16 protein-coding genes are annotated in these 21,831 nt (G+C 30.6%); 11 read left to right on the forward strand and 5 right to left on the reverse strand.

Annotated elements, in window-relative coordinates:
- The first annotated feature begins 56 nt into the window (after positions 1-56).
- The 10 genes from carB to GQS58_RS01575 all read left to right on the forward strand — a co-directional run bounded on the left by carB (position 57) and on the right by GQS58_RS01575 (position 13,366).
- The gene (carB, locus tag GQS58_RS01530; RefSeq protein ID WP_166382163.1) at positions 57-2,912 is read left to right on the forward strand and encodes a carbamoyl-phosphate synthase large subunit; all 2,856 of its coding nucleotides are present in this window, start codon (positions 57-59) and stop codon (positions 2,910-2,912) included.
- Between the two features lie 174 nt (positions 2,913-3,086).
- Complete coding sequence (locus tag GQS58_RS01535; RefSeq protein ID WP_166382165.1) at positions 3,087-3,671, forward strand: TetR/AcrR family transcriptional regulator; 585 nt, start codon at positions 3,087-3,089, stop codon at positions 3,669-3,671.
- A 27-nt stretch (positions 3,672-3,698) separates the two neighbouring features.
- Positions 3,699-5,054: a TolC family protein gene (locus GQS58_RS01540; RefSeq protein WP_166382167.1), complete on the forward strand. Its 1,356-nt coding sequence runs from the start codon at positions 3,699-3,701 to the stop codon at positions 5,052-5,054.
- Positions 5,055-5,067: 13 nt separating this feature from the next.
- A complete protein-coding gene (locus GQS58_RS01545) occupies positions 5,068-6,060 on the forward strand; it encodes an HlyD family secretion protein (protein WP_166382169.1) in 993 nt (330 codons plus the stop codon).
- Positions 6,053-7,231 (forward strand): ABC transporter permease, encoded by a 1,179-nt coding sequence (locus tag GQS58_RS01550; RefSeq protein WP_166382171.1) that lies wholly within the window; start codon positions 6,053-6,055, stop codon positions 7,229-7,231. The genes GQS58_RS01545 and GQS58_RS01550 overlap by 8 nt, the downstream gene beginning before the upstream one ends.
- 1 nt (position 7,232) lies before the next feature.
- The gene (locus tag GQS58_RS01555) at positions 7,233-8,444 is read left to right on the forward strand and encodes an ABC transporter permease (protein WP_166382173.1); all 1,212 of its coding nucleotides are present in this window, start codon (positions 7,233-7,235) and stop codon (positions 8,442-8,444) included.
- A 108-nt stretch (positions 8,445-8,552) separates the two neighbouring features.
- The gene (locus GQS58_RS01560) at positions 8,553-9,476 is read left to right on the forward strand and encodes a DUF368 domain-containing protein (RefSeq protein WP_166382175.1); all 924 of its coding nucleotides are present in this window, start codon (positions 8,553-8,555) and stop codon (positions 9,474-9,476) included.
- Positions 9,477-10,484 carry a DUF368 domain-containing protein gene (locus GQS58_RS01565; protein WP_166382177.1) on the forward strand — a complete coding sequence of 336 codons (1,008 nt, stop codon included), beginning with the start codon at positions 9,477-9,479 and terminating at the stop codon, positions 10,482-10,484.
- A complete protein-coding gene (locus GQS58_RS01570) occupies positions 10,465-11,223 on the forward strand; it encodes a shikimate dehydrogenase family protein (protein ID WP_166382179.1) in 759 nt (252 codons plus the stop codon). The genes GQS58_RS01565 and GQS58_RS01570 overlap by 20 nt, the downstream gene beginning before the upstream one ends.
- Positions 11,224-11,476: 253 nt before the next feature.
- Positions 11,477-13,366: a DUF349 domain-containing protein gene (locus tag GQS58_RS01575; RefSeq protein WP_166382181.1), complete on the forward strand. Its 1,890-nt coding sequence runs from the start codon at positions 11,477-11,479 to the stop codon at positions 13,364-13,366.
- A 511-nt stretch (positions 13,367-13,877) separates the two neighbouring features.
- On the opposite strand, the gene GQS58_RS01580 is transcribed toward GQS58_RS01575, so the two are convergent.
- Together GQS58_RS01580 and GQS58_RS01585 are read right to left on the reverse strand one after the other, a co-directional pair.
- Positions 13,878-14,651 carry a zinc ribbon domain-containing protein gene (locus GQS58_RS01580; RefSeq protein WP_166382183.1) on the reverse strand — a complete coding sequence of 258 codons (774 nt, stop codon included), beginning with the start codon at positions 14,649-14,651 and terminating at the stop codon, positions 13,878-13,880.
- A gap of 2 nt (positions 14,652-14,653) precedes the next feature.
- Positions 14,654-15,748 (reverse strand): Nif3-like dinuclear metal center hexameric protein, encoded by a 1,095-nt coding sequence (locus GQS58_RS01585; RefSeq protein ID WP_166382185.1) that lies wholly within the window; start codon positions 15,746-15,748, stop codon positions 14,654-14,656.
- Between the two features lie 223 nt (positions 15,749-15,971).
- Here GQS58_RS01585 and lpxK point away from each other — a divergent pair, with 223 nt between their 5' ends.
- A complete protein-coding gene (gene lpxK, locus GQS58_RS01590; RefSeq protein WP_166382187.1) occupies positions 15,972-16,985 on the forward strand; it encodes a tetraacyldisaccharide 4'-kinase in 1,014 nt (337 codons plus the stop codon).
- A 301-nt stretch (positions 16,986-17,286) separates the two neighbouring features.
- Here the strand turns inward: lpxK and GQS58_RS01595 are convergent, their stop codons facing one another.
- From GQS58_RS01595 to pta, 3 genes are all read right to left on the reverse strand, one after another.
- A complete protein-coding gene (locus GQS58_RS01595; protein ID WP_166382189.1) occupies positions 17,287-18,003 on the reverse strand; it encodes a YebC/PmpR family DNA-binding transcriptional regulator in 717 nt (238 codons plus the stop codon).
- 507 nt (positions 18,004-18,510) lie between these two features.
- Positions 18,511-19,695: an acetate/propionate family kinase gene (locus GQS58_RS01600; protein WP_166382191.1), complete on the reverse strand. Its 1,185-nt coding sequence runs from the start codon at positions 19,693-19,695 to the stop codon at positions 18,511-18,513.
- 1 nt (position 19,696) lies between these two features.
- A complete protein-coding gene (gene pta / locus GQS58_RS01605; protein ID WP_166382193.1) occupies positions 19,697-21,790 on the reverse strand; it encodes a phosphate acetyltransferase in 2,094 nt (697 codons plus the stop codon).
- Positions 21,791-21,831: the final 41 nt, after the last annotated feature.

Below are 21,831 nucleotides of genomic sequence, written 5' to 3' on the forward strand. Positions count from 1 at the left end.
TTTTTATACCCAAGCACTAACTATTTTTGTAAAACAACATAACACAACAACTTACAATGCCAAAAAGAAAAGACCTCAAATCAGTTTTAATTATTGGATCTGGACCAATTGTTATTGGACAAGCTTGTGAATTTGATTATTCTGGTTCACAATCTTTACGTTCTTTAAGGGAAGATGGAATAGAAACTGTTCTAATCAACTCAAATCCAGCAACAATTATGACAGACCCATCTATGGCTGATCATATTTACTTGTTGCCACTAACAACTAAATCTATCATTCAAATCTTAAAAGAGCATCCACAAATTGATGCTGTTTTACCAACAATGGGTGGGCAAACGGCTTTAAACCTTTGTATTGAAGCAGATGATAAAGGAATTTGGAAAGATTTTGATGTAAAATTAATTGGTGTAGATATAGACGCTATTAATGTTACAGAAGATAGAGAACAATTTAGAGAATTAATGATTAAAATTGGTGTGCCAATGGCACCCCAAGCTACGGCAACTTCTTTCTTAAAAGGAAAAGAAATTGCACAAGAATTTGGTTTTCCATTAGTAATTCGTTCTTCTTATACTTTAGGTGGAGCAGGAGCTTCTATTGTTTACAAAGCAGAAGATTTTGATCATCTTTTAAGTTTCGGTTTAGAAGCATCACCAATACATGAGGTGATGATTGACAAAGCGATGATGGGATGGAAAGAATATGAGCTAGAATTATTACGTGATAAAAACGATAATGTTGTCATTATATGTTCTATCGAAAATATGGATCCTATGGGAATTCATACTGGAGATTCTATTACGGTTGCCCCAGCAATGACACTTTCAGATAGAACTTATCAGAAAATGCGTGACATGGCAATTCACATGATGCGTTCTATTGGAGATTTTGAAGGTGGATGTAACGTGCAATTTGCCGTTTCACCAGACGAAAAAGAAGATATTATTGCTATCGAAATTAACCCACGTGTATCTCGTTCATCCGCTTTAGCGTCTAAAGCAACAGGATATCCTATTGCAAAAGTAGCTACAAAATTAGCAATTGGTTATACATTAGATGAATTAGAAAACGGAATTACAAAATCTACATCTGCTTTATTTGAGCCTACTTTAGATTATGTAATTGTAAAAATACCTCGTTGGAATTTTGATAAATTCGAAGGTTCAGACAGAACTTTAGGTTTACAAATGAAATCTGTTGGAGAGGTAATGGGAATTGGACGTTCGTTTCAAGAAGCATTGCACAAAGCAACACAGTCTTTAGAGATTAAAAGAAACGGTTTAGGTGCAGACGGAAAAGGCTACACAGACTACAACCAAATTATAGAAAAATTAACCAATGCAAGTTGGGACCGTGTTTTTGCAATTTATGATGCAATTGCAATGGGAATTCCTTTAACTCAGATTCATGATATCACAAAAATTGACATGTGGTATTTAAAACAATATGAAGAGTTATTTCAACTTCAAAAAGAAATTTCTACATACACAATAGATACTCTTAGCAGAGATTTATTACTAGAAGCAAAACAAAAAGGGTATGGAGACAGACAAATAGCTCACATGTTGGGTTGTTTAGAAAGCGAAGTATATACTAAAAGAGAAGAATTAAAAGTACAACGTGTTTTTAAATTAGTAGATACTTGTGCTGCAGAATTTAAAGCAAAGACTCCTTATTATTATTCTACGTTTGAAAACGAGATTGAAACTGCAGACGGACAAATAACAATTGCAAACGAAAGTATTGTAACTGATAAAAAGAAAATTATTGTTTTAGGTTCTGGACCAAATAGAATTGGACAAGGAATTGAGTTCGATTACTGTTGTGTACATGGTGTTTTAGCAGCTGCAGAATGTGGTTACGAAACGATTATGATAAACTGTAATCCAGAAACGGTTTCTACAGATTTTGATACTGCTGATAAATTATATTTCGAACCTGTTTTTTGGGAACATATATATGACATCATCCGTCATGAAAAACCAGAAGGGGTTATTGTACAATTAGGAGGACAAACGGCTTTAAAATTAGCTGAAAAGTTAACGAAATACGGAATTAAAATTATTGGTACTTCTTTTGAAGCTTTAGATTTAGCGGAAGATAGAGGGCTTTTCTCTGAATTATTAAAAAGTAACAATATTCCTTATCCAGAATTTGGTATCGCAGAAACTGCAGATGAAGCATTGGCTTTAGCAGATGAATTAGATTTCCCAATTTTAGTAAGACCTTCTTATGTATTAGGAGGACAAGGAATGAAAATTGTAATCAACAAAGAAGAGCTTGTAAAGCATGTTGTTGATTTATTAGGAAGAATGCCTGGTAATAAATTACTGTTAGATCATTATTTAGATGGAGCGATAGAGGCGGAAGCAGATGCAATTTGTGATGCTGATGGTAATGTGTACATTATTGGAATAATGGAACATATAGAACCTTGTGGAATTCATTCTGGAGATTCGAATGCTACGTTACCTGTGTTTAATTTAGGCGATTTAGTTTTACAACAAATTAAAGACCATACGCGTACTATTGCAACTGAATTAAAAACGGTAGGGCTAATAAATGTTCAGTTTGCAGTTAAAAATGATATTGTTTACATTATTGAAGCAAACCCAAGAGCCTCTAGAACAGTACCTTTTATAGCAAAAGCATACAAAGAACCGTATGTAAATTATGCAACAAAAGTAATGTTAGGTCATAATAAAGTAACAGATTTTAATTTTAATCCTCAATTAGAAGGATATGCAATTAAACAACCTGTATTTTCTTTTAACAAGTTTCCTAATGTGGATAAGAAACTAGGACCAGAGATGAAATCTACTGGTGAAAGTATTTTATTTATAGATAGTTTAAGAGACGATCAGTTTTATGATTTATACGCAAGACGTAAAATGTATTTGAATAAGTAATTTTCAAGTAAAACTTTATATTAAGCATCCAAAAATATTGATTTTCAGTATTTTTGGATGCTTTTTTTATGCTTATACTTTAAGGTTTTAGATGTTATTAATGAAAAAAAAAGGTTTATATATTAAATGAATGAACATTTATTCATAAATTTGTAGACTCAAATAGTAGATAGTATGGCGCGTAAAATAGACGAAGATAAAATAGCTAGAATTAAAGATGCTATTATGCATACCATTGTAGAACATGGTATTGAAGCGACTACTATTGCAATGATTGCTAAAAAAGCAAACGTAAGTGGAGGTTATTTATATAGAACTTATAGCGGAAAACAAGATTTAATAAATGAACTATATCATGATAAGGTAAACTCCTTGTATAAAGAATTAGAATTTTTATTAACCTTATACCCAAATAGCATTAAACCGTTAATAGAAGAATTTATAAGAAATAGGGTTACTTACTTTTTAAATGAGCCAAACGCGTCTAAGTTCTTTTATCAATTATTACATAATGAAAACTTTTTTGCATCAGAAATCATTAAAGAGAAAAGTGCGGAATTGATGAAAAGCATCAAGAAAATTGGAGTGAAATCTGGAGAGATATCAAAAGATACAACGGTGTATCAATTGCATTATCACATTTTGGTGTATGCTGTGGATTATATCAATTTTACAAGAAAAAATATTTTTGGAGAACAAGAAGTTACTATAGATGATGTAGATAAACTAACTGACAATATTTTAAATATTTTAAAATAAGTGAATATCAATTTAAAAAATAAATCAATGAAATTGAATAGGATAGGAGTATTTTTCTCTGTTGTATTAGGTTTTATAACAACATTTACAAACGCCCAAGATATTACCTTAAGGCAAGCGTATGACTTAATGTTGTCTAAAAACGGAGATGCAAAAGCCTCTAGCTTTGAAGTAAAAGCGATGGAAGAAGAGCACAAAGCTACAAAAGGATTGCGTTTACCAACGATAGGTGTTTCTGGTACTTATATGCATTTAGATAAAGATATTTCGGCTGATTTAAATGAGCAAAGAAATATGGTAGGTGGTTTGTTAGGAATTACAGATCCTGCATCTGTTTTAGGAAGTTGGGATTTTACGCTGCAAGAAAAAAATATGGGTTTTGCAACTGCAGATATTTCGATGCCAATTTATGCTGGTGGAAAAATTAATGCAGCCAATAAAGCTTCAGAAATAAAATTAGCATTGTCCGAAACCAAGCATAAAATAAAAGAAGATGCATTGACGATTCAGTTAATCAATTACTTTTTTAAGTTAAAATTAGCGCAAGAAGCAATGCAATTAAGACAAGAAGTATATGAAGTTATTTTGTTACATAACAACCAAGCAACTAAGTTTTTCGAGAACGGTATTATTCCAGAAGTAGAAACTTTAAATGCTAAAGTAGCCTTGTCTAATGCAAATAGAGAATTATTAGGTGCTAAAAAAGATGTGGATTTAGCTACTACGGCTGTTCAGAACTTAATAGGAGTAAATTCAATTTCTGGTTTCAGCAGTGAATTTAAGGAACCAACCATTGTAAAACCTTTGCAAGAGTTTACCACTGATATGTTGACTGACAATGAACAGTTAAAAATTATAGAAAAAAATCATGAGTTAGCAAAAGTAGGTGTACAAGTAGAACGGAGCGATTATTTTCCGAAAGTAGGAGTTTCTGGAAAATACATTCTATGGAAAGATAATTTACCATTGGTAGATACAAAATGGTTTGTTGGTGTAGGCGTAGAGTGGGAATTGTTTAATGGTTTTCAAAGAGAACATAAAATAAAAGCATCTAAATACAAAATTTCTCAAGTAGAAGAAATTGATAGACAAGCGCGACTAAATTTAACGACGTATACAGAAAAACTGTACAATACCATGCAAAAGGAACTGGAGCAATACGAAAGTTTACATACAGATGAAGCATTGGCAAATAGGTTAAAGTTTATGAGAACACGTGCCTTTGAAGAAGGAACAGGAACTTCCCTAGAAGTGATGGATGCAACTCTAAAGTTATCAGAAATTAAATTACACAAAATAAAAGCCTTATACGAGTACAATGTAGCTTACGGAGAGTTAATGGTACTTACAGGAAAAACAGCCTCTTTCTTAAATCAAAATTAATACTAAAATTAAAATGAGAAATTCAAAATTTATAAAATCATTAATAGGTGTTGTAATTATTTCAATTATCGTACTTACAGGTGTGTGGTTTTTAACGAAACCCAAATCGGTTGTTTTACAAGGTAGAATTGAAGCAAAAGAAATTTATTTGTCTTCTAAAATACCTACACGTATCAATTCTTTTGAAGTAAAAGAAGGAGCAAGTGTAAAAAAAGGACAATTGATAGCAACGCTTTTAAGTCCAGAAATTATGGCAAAAGAGCAACAAGCCTTAGCTTTAAGAGATGCCGCAAATGCTCAAAAAAATAAAGCACAAAATGGAGCAAGATCAGAAGAAATTAGAGCCGCTAAAAGTGTTTATGAAAAAGCTACAGCAGCTGCCAATGTAATGAGTAAAACGTACACTCGTATGACAAACTTATTTAAAGACGGTGTAATATCGGAACAACAACGAGATGAAATATTTGCAAAAAAAGAAGTTGCCTTAAAAGACCAAGAAGCTGCATTAAGCATGTATCAAATGGCAAAGAAAGGTGCTAGAAATGAAGATATAGAAGCAGCCTCTGCAATGGTGAAACAAGCCGATGGCGCTTTAATAGAGTTAGAAGGTTATAAAAATGAGCGTAATATTATTGCACCTATAGATGCAGAAGTTCTTGATTTTTTACCAGAAGAAGGAGAATTAATAGGAGCAGGTTATCCAGTAGTTCATTTAGTAGATTTAACAAATAGTTACGCCATTTTAAACATCAAAGAAACGAGCCTTTTCAACTTTAAAAAAGAAGGAGTTTTTGAAGCAACGATTCCTGCTTTGAATAATAAAAAAGTACAATTCAAAATTTATTATGTGGCTCCATTAGGAGATTATGCTACTTGGAGTGCAACAAAAGCTACTGGAGATTTTGATATTAGAACTTTTGAAATTAAAGCAATTCCTGTTACAACAGAAGAAGATCTAAGACCTGGAATGAGTATTTTAATTGATTATTCTCAATTTAATGAGTAAAATGAAACCCTCTTTACGGATTGCAAAAAGAGAAATCGCACTGTTATTTAACAGTAAGTCGACTTTTGTTCTTGCAGTAATATTGCCTTTTGTGTCCATTTTGTTTTTCAATACGCTTTTAAGTGAAGGTGTTGCTAGAGATTTACCTGTTGCTGTGGTAGATTTAGATCATACGGCAACTTCTAGAAATGTAATTGCTCAGTTAGATGCTGTGCCGGATATTAAAATTGGTTTTTTTCCTATAAATCAGCAAAAAGGAGAAGAATTAATTAGCTTGGGAAAAGCGTATGGTGTCGTTACAATTCCTCAAAATTTTGAAGCCGATTTAAAAAGCGGAAAACAAGTAAATATCATCAATCAATACAATAGTAATTTGTTATTGGCGGGTGGCTTAGAGTACAAAGCATTTCGGAAGGTAATTGGTACAATTTCTGCAGGTATAAACATAGAAAAGCAACGTAAAAAAGGAGTTTCAATGCAACAAGCATTGGTAAATTATCAACCTATTTTGGCAAATAATCACGTATTGTCAAATCCGTATACAAATTACTCGTATTATTTGAATACGGGATTTTTAACGATGTTTTTTCAATTATTTGTATTGCTAACTACTATTTATTGTTTTGGAGCAGATTTAAAATATAGTAAAGGAAATAAGTTATTGAGTATTACAAACGGAAGTTTATCTGCTATTATTTTAGGAAAAGTTTTACCATATACGGTGTGGTTTTTATTTGTAGGTATTGTTACATTATTAAGTATGTACGTTTGGCAAGATTTTCCTTTTTTTGGAAGTAAAATAACCGTTTTAGCAGGTTTGCTTTTATTGATTTTAGCAAATCAATCATTTGCATTATTCTTTATTGCTATTAGTGGTAGTTTTAGAGAAGCTTTAACAATTGGTTCCGGTTTTGGTGCTGTAAGTCTTTCTTTTTCTGGAATTACATTTCCTATTTTTGGAATGCCAGAAATATTGCAATGGTTGAGTCAGGTTTTTCCGTTTACCCATTTCTTTGAATTATTATTAGACCAATCGCAACGAGGATTTCCTGCATTTTACTCTTTAAAGGCAATCATTATTTTAGTTGTGCTGTGTATTGTGCCAATTTCACTAGGTTGGTTTAAATTAAAAAGATTGTTTTTAAAAGGTAGCTTTAATCACAGTATTTAAAATGAAGAATTTATATAAATTATTTTACAAAGGCATCATCTCGTTTAAGAATACGTTTCGTACGGAATGGAATTCAATTAAATCGGACAAGGCAGTGGTAAGTACTTTTTTATCTGTAACACTTATTATTTTGGTGGTGTATACCTATATATATTCAAATCAAGTAATTAAAGAAGTTCCGGTAGCTATTGTAAACCAAGATGGTACCAGAATGAGTCGAGATTATATTGCTATGTTAGCGGCTACAGAAGGTACAAAAACAATAACATCATTTGCAGATTTAGAAGCAGCAAAAGTTGCCTATTATTCCAGAGAAGTGCAAGGAATTGTTATGATTCCAAAGAATTTTGAAAAGAATATTAGAAGTGGTAGACAAACTACCATTACTACTTTTTCTGATGCCGCAAATATGTTATTTTACAAACGTGTTTTAGGAGATGTTACTACAGTTAACGGATATTTTAGTGCAGGAATTACAATAAAAAAAGAAATGGCAAAAGGTGTTTCTTTTGATAAAGCTCAGCAAAATTATACACCTATAAAAGCAATATCTACTAGTTTATTTAATACAAATTCTGGGTATGCGACTTATTTAATACCAATGTTAACAGCTTTAATTATTCAATTGGTTTTATTGATGGGAATTGGTCTTTTAAGTGGATCTCGACGAGAAACAATATCTACACATACCAAATTTCCAAGAATACTGCATAAAGGAGGCGTAATCTCTGTTTTATTAGCAAAAGCCTGTTTGTATACTTTAATTTATATCGTTATTATTCCTGTTCAAGTTGGCGTTGTTTACACCCTATTTGGAATTCCGGTGCGTTCCTCATTATTATCAATTTACGTATTTATAATTCCGTATATATTTTCTGTGGTATTTTTAGGAATAGCTATCAGTTCCTTTTTTAAAAGAAGGGAAGATTCTATAGTATTTTTAGTATTGCTTTCTATTCCGTCTTTAATGTTAAGCGGCTTGTCTTTTCCTGTTGAAGGGTTTTCTAAGTTTTATAAATTTATTTCATACATAATTCCATCAACACCTGGTATGAATGGTTTTGTTAAATTGACTCAAATGGAAGCTTCATTTTTAGATGTGTTAAAAGAATGGAATCACTTATGGTTATTAACGATCGTTTATTTTGTGATTGCTGCTATTTCTTTAAAATTAAGAGCGAAAAAGGAAGTGAAATTAAAAAAGGAATTATAAAACCTGTACATCTCTTTTTTTTGATTAGAAATACCTTGAAAATCCTAAGCTTTTCTTAATCTTTCTCAAATTTCTATTATCTTCGTTTTTCTAAAAAAGAGACAGAAAATGAGTAGAAATATAAAGGATTATTTAATTATTGGGTTAAAAGGAATGGGAATGGGTGCAGCAGATGTAGTGCCTGGAGTTTCTGGTGGTACAATTGCATTTATTTCTGGTATTTACGAAGAGTTATTAGGTTCTATTAGCAATGTAAACCTTGGGCTATTTAAGACGTTAAAAAAAGATGGATTTAAAGCAGCCTGGACACAATTAAACGGTAATTTTTTAGCATCTTTATTTATAGGGATTTTTATAAGTATCATTTCATTAGCAAAAGTTATTAAATATTTATTAGAAAATGAGCCTATTTTATTATGGTCGTTCTTTTTTGGTTTGGTCTTGGCTAGTATCATTTACATTGCTAAGCAAATTACAAAATGGAATGCTATTTCTGTAATAGTCTTAGTTTTAGGTGCCTTTTTAGCATATTATATTACTACTTTAAATCCTTTAGTTTCAGAAAATTCATCTCCCTTATTTATATTTCTTGCAGGAGCAATTGCTATTTGTGCAATGATTTTACCCGGAATTTCTGGTTCTTTTATTTTAGTTTTGTTGGGCGCATATAAACCTGTGTTAGATGCTTTAAATAATAGAGATTTTAAAACGATTCTAGTTTTTATGGCAGGTGCAATTGTTGGTTTACTAACATTTTCTCATGTATTAAAATGGTTGTTTAAACATTATAAAAACATAACATTAGCAGCTTTAACTGGTTTTATAATTGGGTCTTTAAATAAAATTTGGCCTTGGAAAGAAACCTTAACATGGAGAACCAATTCTCATGGAGTAAAAGTGGCATTTAACGAACAAAGTATAAGTCCTTTTTCTTATAATGGAGATGCAGAGTTAACCATGGCTATTGTATTGGCGGTTGTTGGTTTTGTACTTATTCTAGGTATGGAAAAATTAGCCGTAAAGAAAAAATAAATGTTAGTAGAAAGAACTTTTTTACAGAAATTAATCCTTTTCTTAAAAGGGTTGGCAATGGGAGCTGCAAATAAAGTTCCTGGTGTTTCTGGCGGAACAGTTTCTTTCGTTTTTGGCTTTTATGAAGAATTAATTTACTCTTTTAGAAAGGTGAATTTAAAAGCATTTAAGTTGCTTTTAAATGGTCGATTCAAAAGTTTTTATAGCTACATAAATGGCTCGTTTCTGCTTTTAGTGATGGGCGGAAGTATTTTTAGTTATTTCAGCATTTCTTTAGTGCTAGATTATTTTTTAGAGAACTTTGAATTGTATGTTTGGAGTTGGTTTTTTGGGATGATCATTGGCTCTATTTATTATATTGGTAAAGATTTTGGAGAATGGAGTTTTAAAAACATACTGTCTTTAATTATTGGTGCTTCTATAGGAATTGGAATTAGTTTTTTAACACCAGCTACAGAAAACGACAATCTTTGGTTTGTTTTTGTATGCGGAATTATTGGTGTTTCGGGGATGACGCTTCCAGGGCTTTCGGGGTCTTTTATCTTAATTCTTTTAGGAAATTATGTGTTACTATTGGTAGATTCTGTAAATGTATTATTCAATGTAATTACAAGTCTTTTATCGGGAGATTTTAAAGTTTTATCAGATCCCATAAAAGTACGTTATTTAAAAATAATCAGTGTTTTTACGGCTGGTTCTACTTTTGGATTGGTTTCTATTAGTCATATTTTAGGCTATGTTTTAAAACGTTGGAATCAAATTGTAAATGCAGTTATTATTGGTTTTATTACGGGATCTTTAGGGATTGTTTGGCCTTGGAAAAAAGCAGTGTATTTACAAGAACAAGGGAGTTTTTTAATTGATCAAAAAGGAAATAAGATTGTTGAAAATTATGAACGTTTTGTCCCTGATTTTTCGAATTTAGAAACTTGGACCGCTGTATTTTATATTGTGTTAGGTATTTTGTTAATTTTAGTAATAGATTTTTATGGGAGAAATAAAAAATAAAGTTTTTGGATTATTAGGAAAAGATATTGAGTACTCTTTTTCACGTGGGTATTTTACAGAAAAATTTGAAAAACTAGATTTACAAAAATATAAGTACGTGAATTTTGATATTCAAAAAATAGAAGATTTTACTGCTGTAATAAAAGAAGGAGGAGATAGTTTAGGCGGAATAAATGTTACCATTCCTTATAAGGAAGAAGTAATGAAATACTTAGATAAATTAGATGAAACAGCAAAAGCTATTGGTGCTGTAAATACTATTAAATTTACCAAAAGAGGAAATTTAAAAGGGTATAATTCTGATGTTGTTGGTTTTGAGAAATCAATATTTCCATTGATAAAAAAACATCATAAAAGAGCTTTAATTTTAGGGACAGGTGGTGCTTCTAAAGCAATTGCCTATGCCTTAAAAAAGAATGACATTAAGTTTAAATTTGTTTCTAGAAAACCAGAAGGTAAAAAAGAAATTTCTTATCAAGATTTAACGGAAGAAATGATGGAGAAATATCAAATTATTATCAATTCTTCTCCAGTTGGTACATCTCCAAATACAGATAGATGTCCGGATATTCCGTATAAGTTTATTACAGAAAATCATTTATTGTACGATTTAATTTACAACCCAGAAGTCACTACTTTTTTAGCCAAAGGCAAAGCACAAGGAGCAACAATTAAAAACGGATATGAAATGTTGCAACTACAAGCAGAAGAATCTTGGAGAATTTGGAATAAAGCATAATTAGAAGGCTATTATTTATTTAATATTAAAAAATAGTTGGCAATTAGCGCAGCGCGTTAGGGATTATATTGGAAATCCTTTTTATGAAGAATGAATAAAAAGATTGTAAAGGAAAGCCCGACCTGCAAGGGAACGCCCAAAAGTTAATTATCTATATTATTTTATAGTTAGATAGTTTGTAGATTTAGTAAGTTGTCAGTATCTTTATAAGATATAATAGTAGTATTATAGTAAGACCTTAAACATTGTAGATATGTTAGAAAAAAATGAAGTAAACGTTGATAAGACGGAAAAGAAAGTAGAAGAAGTTTTAAATGAAACTAAAAAAGTTGAAGTTGTAGAAAATCTTGAAAAAACAGATGATACAGTTAATGCTGTTGATGAAATAGAGAAATCTATTGCTGTAGATGCTGAAAAAGATAGTGATAAAGAAGAGGAATCTGATGTTGTAGATTACTCTAAGTTATCTTTAGAAGATTTAGTTTTAGAACTTAAAAAAACACTTTCTGAGAATCCTGTTCAAAAAATTAAAAATCAAGTTGAAGGTATTAAAAGTGCTTTTAATCAACAATTTGGAGCTCTTTTGGCAGAAAAGAAAGCAGCTTTTTTAGAAGAAGGAGGTAATTCTATCGATTTTCAATTTTCTAGCCCTATAAAAACGGATTATAATACGCTGTTATCTGATTATAAAAAACAACGTGATGCACATTATAATGATTTAGATAAGCAGCTTTCTTCTAATTTAGAAAAAAGGCTTTCTGTTATTGAGCAATTAAAAGATTTAATTGAAAATGCAGATACTGCTACGATGTATAAAAGTTTTAGAGAATTGCAAGATTCTTGGAAAACTATTGGACCTGTTTCTAAGAACCATTATAATGATACGTGGAAAACCTATCATCATCATGTAGAGCGTTTTTATGATTTATTACATTTAAGCAATGATTTTAGAGATTTAGATTTTAAACATAATTTAGAAGAAAAATTAAAAATTATAGAAAAAGCAAATGCATTGGCAGAAGTAGCTGATATAAATATTGCTTTTAAAGAGTTGCAAGATTTACATAAAATCTGGAAAGAAGATATTGGACCGGTTTCTCAGGAGATGAGAGAAGATGTTTGGGGTAAATTTAGTGAAGCCACTAAAAAAATTCATGATAGAAGACATGATCACTTTAAAGAAATGCGTTCTAAGCATCAAGAAATTGTAGAAAAGAAATTATTGGTGGTAGAAAAGTTAAATGCTTTTGAGACTTCTAATAATAAAACGCATAATGATTGGCAAAAAAGTATTAAAGATATAGAAGAATTAAGACAAGAATATTTTAATGCAGGGAAACTTCCGTATTCTAAAAGTGAAGAAGTTTGGCAAAAGTTTAAAGCGGCTACAAAGAAATTTAACAGTGCTAAAAATGTTTTTTACAAGCATGAAAAAAACGATCAGCAAGAGAATTTAAAGAAGAAAATGGAGCTAATTGAGCTTGCAGAGTCTCTAAAAGAAAGTGATGAATGGGAATCTTCTACACATACTTTAAAGAAGATACAGGCAGATTGGAAAAAAATAGGTCATGTACCACGTAAATTTTCTGATGATATTTGGAAACGTTTTAAAGCTGCTTGTAACCATTATTTTGACAGATATCACGATCAGAAAAACTCTTTAAATAAAGAGCAACAAGAAGTTGTAGATGCTAAAAAAGAATTTTTAGAAACGGTTAAAGAATTAAAGGAACCTACTAAAGAAGGTATTTTTGAAATTATAAATAACTGGAGAAATTTAGGTGCATTACCAAGAAATGCAAGACATATAGATGGTAAATTTAACAAATTAATAGATAGAGCTTTAGGTAGTTTAGATCTAGATAAAAATGAAGTTGCAATGTTAAAGTTTACACATGTTGTAGATAGCCTTGCGGCAGATAATGATGTTAGAAAGTTAGATTCTGAACAAATGTTTGTTAGAAAGAAAATTGATGAAGTTGTTAAAGAAATTCAGCAATTAGAAAACAATTTAGGTTTCTTTTCTAATGCAAAAGATGATAATCCTTTGGTTTTAAATGTGAAAAACAGAGTAGAGGAGTTTAAAGTAGATTTAGCTCTTTGGAAAGAAAAGTTAAGTTACATAAAGAAACTAGATTACTAGTTTACTTGTAAAGTATATGAAATTTAAAACTCGTAGCAATTTGCTTCGAGTTTTTTTTTTGTTATTATTACAAAAAAAGTAGTTTTAAAATACTTTTTTAATTTTTGACTATTTAATTATAAAAACGATACGTCTGTCTGAGCATTTTGCCTTTGCTGAGTAAAAGCTTTGTTCAAGACTGTGTTTTTGTTCCTGAATGCTTTTCGATAAGGCTGCCTGTGGAAGGTAACCTTACTATGACATTTAGATTTTCAATTGTTTTAGCAAAATATTAAATATCTTGTAGTGTTAAAAAATAATATGAATAAAGCGAGCTAGGTTAATAAGGTAAAACCTTGTCATGCTGAACTTGTTTCAGTATCTCAACTTATAGACGTTCGGTTTCGTTAAAATCTGAAATAAATTCAGATTGACAAAAAAACACCTTTTTAAGTAGCCACTTTTCTATATAAAACAAAAAACTCGAAGCTTTTTAAAGCTTCGAGTTTTTTATAAATTATGTGTAGAAAGATTAAGAAAAGAATTTCTCCATTTTTAATTTTTCTTCTTCAGCCAAAGCAGCATCTACTAAAATACGACCACTATGCTCATCGATAGTAATTTTCTTTCTATTTGCTATTTCTAATTGAACCTGAGGTGGAATTGTAAAGTAAGAACCTCCAGAAGCACCACGTTCTATTGCAACAACTGCTAAACCATTTTTTACTTTAGTTCTAATTCTTGTATAAGCTGCAAATAAATGAGCATCTAAAGTTTGAGAAAACTCTTCAGATTTTTGAGCTAATAACTCTTCTTCTTTTTCAGTTTCTTTTAAGATTGCATCTAATTCAGCTTTTTTATGACCTAAATGTTTTTCTTGTTTTGCTAACTTTTCGTTAGTAGCAGCAATAACTTCGTTTTTCTGAGCTATTTTTGCTTTGTATTCAATAATTCTTTTTTCAGCTAATTGAATTTCTAAATCTTGATATTCAATTTCTTTAGATAAAGAATCGAATTCTCTGTTATTTCTAACTTTCTTTTGCTGCTCATCATACTTTTTCATTAACCCATTAGACTCTTCTATCGCTAATTTTTTGTTGTTAATGTCAGTTTCTAAGTTTGCTGCGTCTTGGTTTAAGTTCGCAATTCGCGTGTTTAATCCGGCAACTTCATCTTCTAAATCTTCAACTTCTAAAGGTAGTTCACCTCTAACGTTTCTAATTTCGTCAATTCTAGAGTCGATTAATTGTAAATCGTATAAAGCTCTTAACTTTTCTTCAACCGAAATTTCTTTCTTCTTTGCCATGTTTATATATAATATATAGGATTTGTACTTTCTTCTGATAAAATGACTGCAAAATTACTAAATTTTTTCGTAAGATAGTCTACCAAAAGGTTTTTTGTAAACTGTTCACTCTCATAATGTCCAATATCTGCCAAAAGGATACTATTTTCGGCTGTAAAAAACTCATGATATTTAAAATCTGCGCTTACATACGCATCTGCACCTGCTTTTATTGCGTTAGAAATGGCAAAACTACCAGATCCGCCTAAAACAGCTACTTTTTTTATTTTTTTATTGATTAAATTAGAATGGCGCACACAATCGGTTTTCATTGTGGCTTTTAAATATAAAAGAAAGTCGGTTTCATCCATCTCCGATGAAAGTTCGCCAATCATTCCCATTCCAATATTTTGATGTATATTTTCTGTAGTGATAATTTCGTATGCTATTTCTTCGTAAGGGTGATTTGCTTTTAAAGCTTTTAAAATAGCAGCTTCATTTTTACTTTCGAAAATGATAGAAATTAAGGTTTCTTTTTCAGTGGTATTTTTTCCTTTTTCACCAACAACCGGATTCGATTTTTCGTTACCTCTAAAAGTTCCTTCTCCTAAAATATTAAAAGAACAATTATCATAATTACCTATATTTCCAGCTCCTACCGAAAATAGAGAATTTCTTAATGATTCTGCATCTTTAGTAGGAACATACGTGGTTAGTTTTTTGATAATTCCTTTCTTCGGAATTAAAACTTTAGGATTTTCTAAACCTAAAACTTCACACATTTTAGCTGAAACACCATTATTAGAATTGTCTAAAGCCGTATGCGTAGCATAAATAGCAATATCATTTTTTATCGCCTTTAAAACCACACGTTCTACATAAGAATTTCCGTTTAGTTTTTTTAAACCTCCAAAAATTATAGGATGAAAACTTATAATTAAATTACAGTTTTTAGCAATTGCTTCATCTACGGTTTTTTCTAAGGTATCAAGAGTTACTAGTACGCCAGAAACGGTTGTATTATAGTTACCCACTAATAAACCAACATTGTCAAAATCTTCAGCATAATTTAAAGGTGCTAATTCTTCTAAGTAGTTGGTAATGTCTTTTATGATCATAAATAAATATTGTGTCAAAAATCAAAGTTAACATTTTCCTTGTAAGAATCTATATAAATTACCTGCTTTTTAGGTGTGATCTCCTATAAATTTATGCAAGGAATTAATTTATTTTATAAAAAATATCGCAATTAAAATAATAGATGAATTTTACACAAGAAATATACGTGAAATTCGTGATTTTTTCTTTTTTAATGCGTGTAACCTGCTTATTTTTGAATTAATGAAACTTCTAAGATTTTTACTATTTCCATTTGCCATTATTTATGATGTGGTCACTAGCATTCGTAACTTTTTTTTTGAAGTAGGTTTTTTTAAACAGACTTCTTTTAAGGTTCCGGTAATTGTTGTTGGTAACTTAAGTGTTGGCGGAACTGGGAAAACGCCACAAATAGAGTATTTAATTCGCTTATTAAAAGACCATTTTAAGACCTCGGTTTTAAGTAGAGGATACAAGCGCAAGACTACGGGTTTTGTATTGTTAAATAATACGCATTCTGCGGAAGATGTTGGAGACGAACCTTTGCAGTATTTTAAGAAGTTTAAAAATATTAATGTTGCTGTTGATGCAAATAGAGTAGCAGGAATTTCTAAATTGATTACAGACAATGCACCCGAAGTTATTTTACTAGATGATGCTTATCAACATAGAAAAGTAAAAGGTAATTTTTACATTTTATTGACAAAGTATGATGATTTATTTACGGATGATTTTTTATTGCCGACAGGAAATTTAAGAGAAAGTAGGAGAGGAGCAAAGCGATCAGATGTTATTTTGGTAACCAAATGCCCTGTAAATTTAACGGAGTCTTCAAAAAATAAGATTGAAGAGAAGTTAAAGAAGTTCCATAAAAAGGTGTTTTTTACAACGATTTCTTATGATAATAAAACAGCTGGATCTGAGTCTATTTTGATTGATGATTTAAAAAATTACGAAGTTTTATTAATTACTGGAATTGCGAATCCAACACCACTTTTATCATTTTTAAAGGAGAAAAACGTGAGTTTTAAACATTTAAAATTCGCAGATCATCATCATTTTACAGAGAATGAAATAGATACAATTAAGAAGGAATACAACGATTTAAAGACTTCTAAAAAGCTTATTTTAACTACAGAAAAAGATTATGTGCGTTTAGAAAACAGCCTAGAAAAGCTTTCTTTTCTCGGAATACAAACTTCTTTTTTAGAGAGTGGCGAAGAATTTAATAGAATGATTAAAAATCATATACAATAAAACCAGCGTTGTTAGGACGCTGGTTTCTTTTTTGATTTTTGTTAGCAGTATATCTTTAAATATACCCCCATTTATTAGACACAATTCTTTTTGATAAGTCACATGGTGTTACTTTTTTTTTGAATTTATAAAATATAAAGACCTCAGATAGTTTTATTATCTGAGGTCTTTATATATGTATTATAAATATTTTAAAATCTAAAATCCTTTTGCGTTAGGGATAGCAGTAGAAAGCCCACAGCCCGCAAGGGCGAGGACTTGTAACGAATAGCCCGACCCTTGTGGTAACGCCCAAATAATATTACATTTCCATTGAGTGAAATACATTTTGTACATCATCATCTTCTTCTAATTTCTCCAACAATTTTTCAACATCGGCTTGTTGCTCTTCGTTTAATTTTGTGGTTGTAGTTGGAATTCTTTCAAACCCAGACGATAAAATTTCTGTATTATTTTCTTCAAAGTAAGTTTGAATAGCTCCAAATTGCTCAAAAGGTGCGTAAATGATAACTCCTTCTTCGTCATCAAATACTTCTTCAACTTCAAAATCGATTAATTCTAACTCTAATTCTTCTAAGTCGATTGTAATATCTTCTTTTTTAATAGTAAAAGTACATACGTGATCAAACATAAAAATAACAGAACCAGAAGTTCCTAAATGTCCATCGCATTTAGTAAAAGCAGATCTAACATTGGCTACTGTTCTGTTGTTGTTGTCTGTAGCAGTTTCTAAAACAAGTGCTATTCCATGCGGTGCATAACCTTCAAATAAAACTTCTTTATAGTCTGCAGTATCTTTATCGGTTGCTTTTTTTATGGCACGTTCTACATTGTCTTTAGGCATGTTTGCAGCTTTTGCATTTTGCATAACTGCTCTTAATCTAGAATTTGAATCTGGGTTTGGACCACCTTCTTTAATAGCCATAACAATATCTTTACCAATTCTAGTAAAGGTTTTTGCCATTGCAGACCAACGTTTCATTTTTCTTCCTTTTCTAAGCTCGAATGCTCTACCCATTTCTAATTATTTTTTTGTAAAAATTATAAATACAAATGTAAAAATTAGCAAGTTGATTCACAATTTTTTAACCAAGGATTTTTTAGAAATATAGCTATTTGTAGGTATTGTAGTTAATTTAGTTTTTTTGTAATTTTATGAAAACTCTAAATATTGAAAATAAAAAATAATACTTTATTTATTATTACTTTTTACAATGTCTTTTTTTGCATAAGATAAACGAACATCTAATTGGTCTTAATTTTTAATAGACTTAATTAGTGGCATAGCTAAAAGTAGTGCATGTTTATCATGGCTATAAAAATTTAATAAGATAAGTATTGTTTTATTGTGTTGGTAGTGAATTGTTTAGTGGTTATGGTAAATGACGATTCTAATCATGAATTTTATAAGTAACGAATACATACTATAATTCTGATGGTATAACTTTTGACGATTAGAAGAGCAAAAATATTTAGATTTCTAACGAATATTTATGTCAAGTTTTACATCAAGATTTTAGTATGGTTATTTTAAAAGTTTGTAAGTCTCTTTTGCTATTTCTAGTTCTTCATTAGTAGGAATCACTAAAATTTTAACCTTACCTGTTTCTTTCTGAATTTCTCTAATTTCGTTAGAGCGAATGTCATTTTTTTGTTCATCTAATTCAATACCAAAAAACTCTAAATCTTTGCAAGACATTTGTCTCATTAAAATTGAGTTTTCTCCAATACCGGCTGTAAAGATAATAGCATCTAATCCATTTAAAGCAGCAGTATAAGCACCTATAAATTTTCTAATTCTGTAACTAGCTAGATTTAAAGCAATTTTGCATTCTTCATTTCCATTACCTGCTTTTTCTTCAATTTCTCTTAAATCAGAATAACCTGTTAAACCTTTCATTCCAGATTCTTTTTGTAAAAGATCATTCACTTCATCTGCAGATTTATTAAATTTCTTCATTAAAAAGAAAATAACAGATTGATCGATATCACCAGCACGAGTTCCCATAACTAAACCGTTTGTTGGCGAAAATCCCATAGAAGTATCTATACATTTACCGTCTTTAATTGCAGCCATACTGCAACCATTACCTAAGTGAATGGTAATTATTTTTGATGATTTTTTACCTAAATATTCTATCGCTTTTTCTGAAACATATTTATGACTAGAGCCATGAAAACCGTAAGCTCTTACTTTATTTTCTTTTAAATAAATAGTAGGAATTGCATATTGGTATGCTTCCTTAGGCATTGTTTGATGAAAAGCAGTATCAAAAACGGCAGTTTGTTTTGCAGATGTAAAAATAGTTTCTGCAACCTCTATGCCCATTAAATGTGCAGGATTGTGTAATGGAGCTAAATCAAATAAATCTTTAATATTAAATTTTACTTTTTCTGTAATAAGAACAGTTCCGTTATATCTGCTTCCTCCATGCACAACTCTATGACCAATTGCTTTTATTTCATCAACCGAAGTTATAACACCTAAGTCTGGATCTAATAAAGCTTTTGCTATCTTTTTTAAACCAATTTCATGGTTTAATATTGGTGCAACTTCAGAGTGTTTTTTATCCTCTTTTTTATGAGTAAAAATGGCATCTTCCATACCTATTCTCTCTACTAAACCAATACATTTTACGGTTTGTGAAGGCATTTCTATTAATTGATATTTTAAAGATGAAGAACCTGCATTTATAACTAAAATATTCATATTATCCTTGGTGTGCTTGTATTGCTGTTAATAAAACGGTGTTAAAAATATCTTCTACAGTACAACCTCTACTTAAATCGTTTACGGGTTTGTTTAAGCCTTGTAACATTGGTCCAATTGCCAAAGCTCCTGTTTCTCTTTGTATAGCTTTGTAAGTATTGTTTCCTGTATTTAAATCTGGGAAAATTAATACAGATGCTTGTCCTGCTACTTCAGATTCAGGCATCTTTGTTTTTGCCACAGACATATCTACAGCTGCATCATATTGTATTGGACCTTCAATTTTTAATTCTGGGTGTAAGCGTCTCACTATTTCTGTAGCTTTTCTTACTTTTTCTACTTCTTCTCCTTTTCCAGAGCTTCCAGAAGAATAAGACAACATGGCAATTTTTGCTTCTATACCAAAAGCTTCTGCAGATTGAGCAGAAGAGATTGCAATTTCTGCTAATTGTTCTGCATTAGGGTTTGGGTTTACAGCACAATCTCCCATTACAGAAACTCGGTCTGATAAACACATAAAAAATACAGAAGAAACTACAGATACCCCTGGTTTTGTTTTAATTAACTGTAAAGATGGTTTTATGGTGTGCATGGTTGTATGCACAGCACCAGACACCATTCCGTCTGCCAAACCATTCATAATCATTAAGGTTCCGTAATAAGAAACATCGTTTACTAAATCTTCGGCCATGGTTTCTGTCATGCCTTTATGTTTACGAGCTTCATATAATGTTTTTATAAAAGCATTATTATGAATTGAGTCTTCTGGGTTTAGAATGTTTATTTTATCTAGATCTATTTGCAATCCTATTTGATCACATTTATACTGAATTACATTTCTATCACCTAGTAATGTTAAATCTACAATGTCTAATAATTGCAAACGAGCAGCTGCAGTAATAATTCTTTCATCATCACCCTCTGGTAAAACAATATGTTTTTTATAAGCTCTTGCTTTTTGCAGAAGATTGTATTGAAACATACTAGGTGTTAATTTTACGGAATGGTAAGAGGTAAGTGTATTTGTTAACCCTTCTGCGTTTACATACGTATCAAAAGTGTCTAGAGATAGTAATATTTTTTTGTTGTGGCTTGCGTAAATTTTAGATTTTACAGCTCCAATTTTATTAGAAATACCAAAAGTACCTCCTTCTACAGAAATAATAGGCACGGTAGATTGTACCCCTTCAATTAGCTTGGTAATTGATTCTTCTGGTAATAAAGATCCTGTTAAAACAATACCTGCAATTTTAGGATAATTAGTAGAAGCATTTGCTTGTAGAGCTCCCAATATAATATCTGCTCTGTCACCAGGAGTAACTACTAAAGCATTTTCTCTAATTCTTGTTAAATAGTTACGCAGTTGCATAGCACCAGTACTATAACTACCAATAGCATTGTCTAAAAATTGTTCTCCAAATAAAACTTTGCCTTCTAAAGCTTGTAAAACTTCTCTAACTGTTGGAAATGCTAAAAAATCTACCTTAGGAATTACGTTTATTTGTAAATTTTCTGGAAAACTTTTTTCTAATTCTTGTTGAATATAATCTACTTCATCAACTTCTATTTTATTAGCAATAATACCAATAACATCTACCTCTTTTTTGATAAAGGATTTATAGGTAAGTTGCATGGTGTTAACAAAATCTTTCTTTTTCTTGCCATTACCAGAACCCACTATTAATGCAGGAATACCTAAATTTTTGGCAATCATTAAATTTACATCTAATTCTGTAAAACCACCTTCACCAGAAAAGTCTGTACCTTCTACCAGCACATAATCATATTTAGCTTCTAGCTTTTTATATTTTTTAATTACTTTATGAATAACATCATCTGTTTTACCTTCACTTAATAGTTCTACAACTTCATTGTGTTTATAAGCATAACAGTCATCATAATCGATATCTAAATTAAAAAAGTTGATAGCAGTATTGGTGTGATCATCAAATTTACTGTCTTTTACTTCGTTGATAATAGGTCTAAAATATCCTACTTTAGATGATTTGGTTAACATCATTCTTAAAAGACCTAATGATACCAAAGATTTACCACTGTCAGATTCAATTGCGGCAATATATATAGCTTTACTCATTGTTTTTATTAATTGTTACGCAAAAATATAGTTTAGAAATA

It is taken from the genome of Polaribacter sp. 11A2H (genome assembly GCF_011379025.1).
Taxonomy (GTDB): Bacteria; Bacteroidota; Bacteroidia; order Flavobacteriales; family Flavobacteriaceae; genus Polaribacter.

What these genes read in the sequence shown, in the direction of transcription:
- carB (WP_166382163.1), top strand. Translation starts at nt 57, where the DNA reads ATGCCAAAAAGAAAAGACCTCAAATCAGTTTTAATTATTGGATCTGGA.
- GQS58_RS01535 (WP_166382165.1), top strand. Translation starts at nt 3,087, where the DNA reads ATGGCGCGTAAAATAGACGAAGATAAAATAGCTAGAATTAAAGATGCT.
- GQS58_RS01540 (WP_166382167.1), top strand. Translation starts at nt 3,699, where the DNA reads ATGAAATTGAATAGGATAGGAGTATTTTTCTCTGTTGTATTAGGTTTT.
- GQS58_RS01545 (WP_166382169.1), top strand. Translation starts at nt 5,068, where the DNA reads ATGAGAAATTCAAAATTTATAAAATCATTAATAGGTGTTGTAATTATT.
- GQS58_RS01550 (WP_166382171.1), top strand. Translation starts at nt 6,053, where the DNA reads ATGAGTAAAATGAAACCCTCTTTACGGATTGCAAAAAGAGAAATCGCA.
- GQS58_RS01555 (WP_166382173.1), top strand. Translation starts at nt 7,233, where the DNA reads ATGAAGAATTTATATAAATTATTTTACAAAGGCATCATCTCGTTTAAG.
- GQS58_RS01560 (WP_166382175.1), top strand. Translation starts at nt 8,553, where the DNA reads ATGAGTAGAAATATAAAGGATTATTTAATTATTGGGTTAAAAGGAATG.
- GQS58_RS01565 (WP_166382177.1), top strand. Translation starts at nt 9,477, where the DNA reads ATGTTAGTAGAAAGAACTTTTTTACAGAAATTAATCCTTTTCTTAAAA.
- GQS58_RS01570 (WP_166382179.1), top strand. Translation starts at nt 10,465, where the DNA reads ATGGGAGAAATAAAAAATAAAGTTTTTGGATTATTAGGAAAAGATATT.
- GQS58_RS01575 (WP_166382181.1), top strand. Translation starts at nt 11,477, where the DNA reads ATGTTAGAAAAAAATGAAGTAAACGTTGATAAGACGGAAAAGAAAGTA.
- GQS58_RS01580 (WP_166382183.1), bottom strand. Translation starts at nt 14,651, where the DNA reads ATGGCAAAGAAGAAAGAAATTTCGGTTGAAGAAAAGTTAAGAGCTTTA.
- GQS58_RS01585 (WP_166382185.1), bottom strand. Translation starts at nt 15,748, where the DNA reads ATGATCATAAAAGACATTACCAACTACTTAGAAGAATTAGCACCTTTA.
- lpxK (WP_166382187.1), top strand. Translation starts at nt 15,972, where the DNA reads ATGAAACTTCTAAGATTTTTACTATTTCCATTTGCCATTATTTATGAT.
- GQS58_RS01595 (WP_166382189.1), bottom strand. Translation starts at nt 18,003, where the DNA reads ATGGGTAGAGCATTCGAGCTTAGAAAAGGAAGAAAAATGAAACGTTGG.
- GQS58_RS01600 (WP_166382191.1), bottom strand. Translation starts at nt 19,695, where the DNA reads ATGAATATTTTAGTTATAAATGCAGGTTCTTCATCTTTAAAATATCAA.
- pta (WP_166382193.1), bottom strand. Translation starts at nt 21,790, where the DNA reads ATGAGTAAAGCTATATATATTGCCGCAATTGAATCTGACAGTGGTAAA.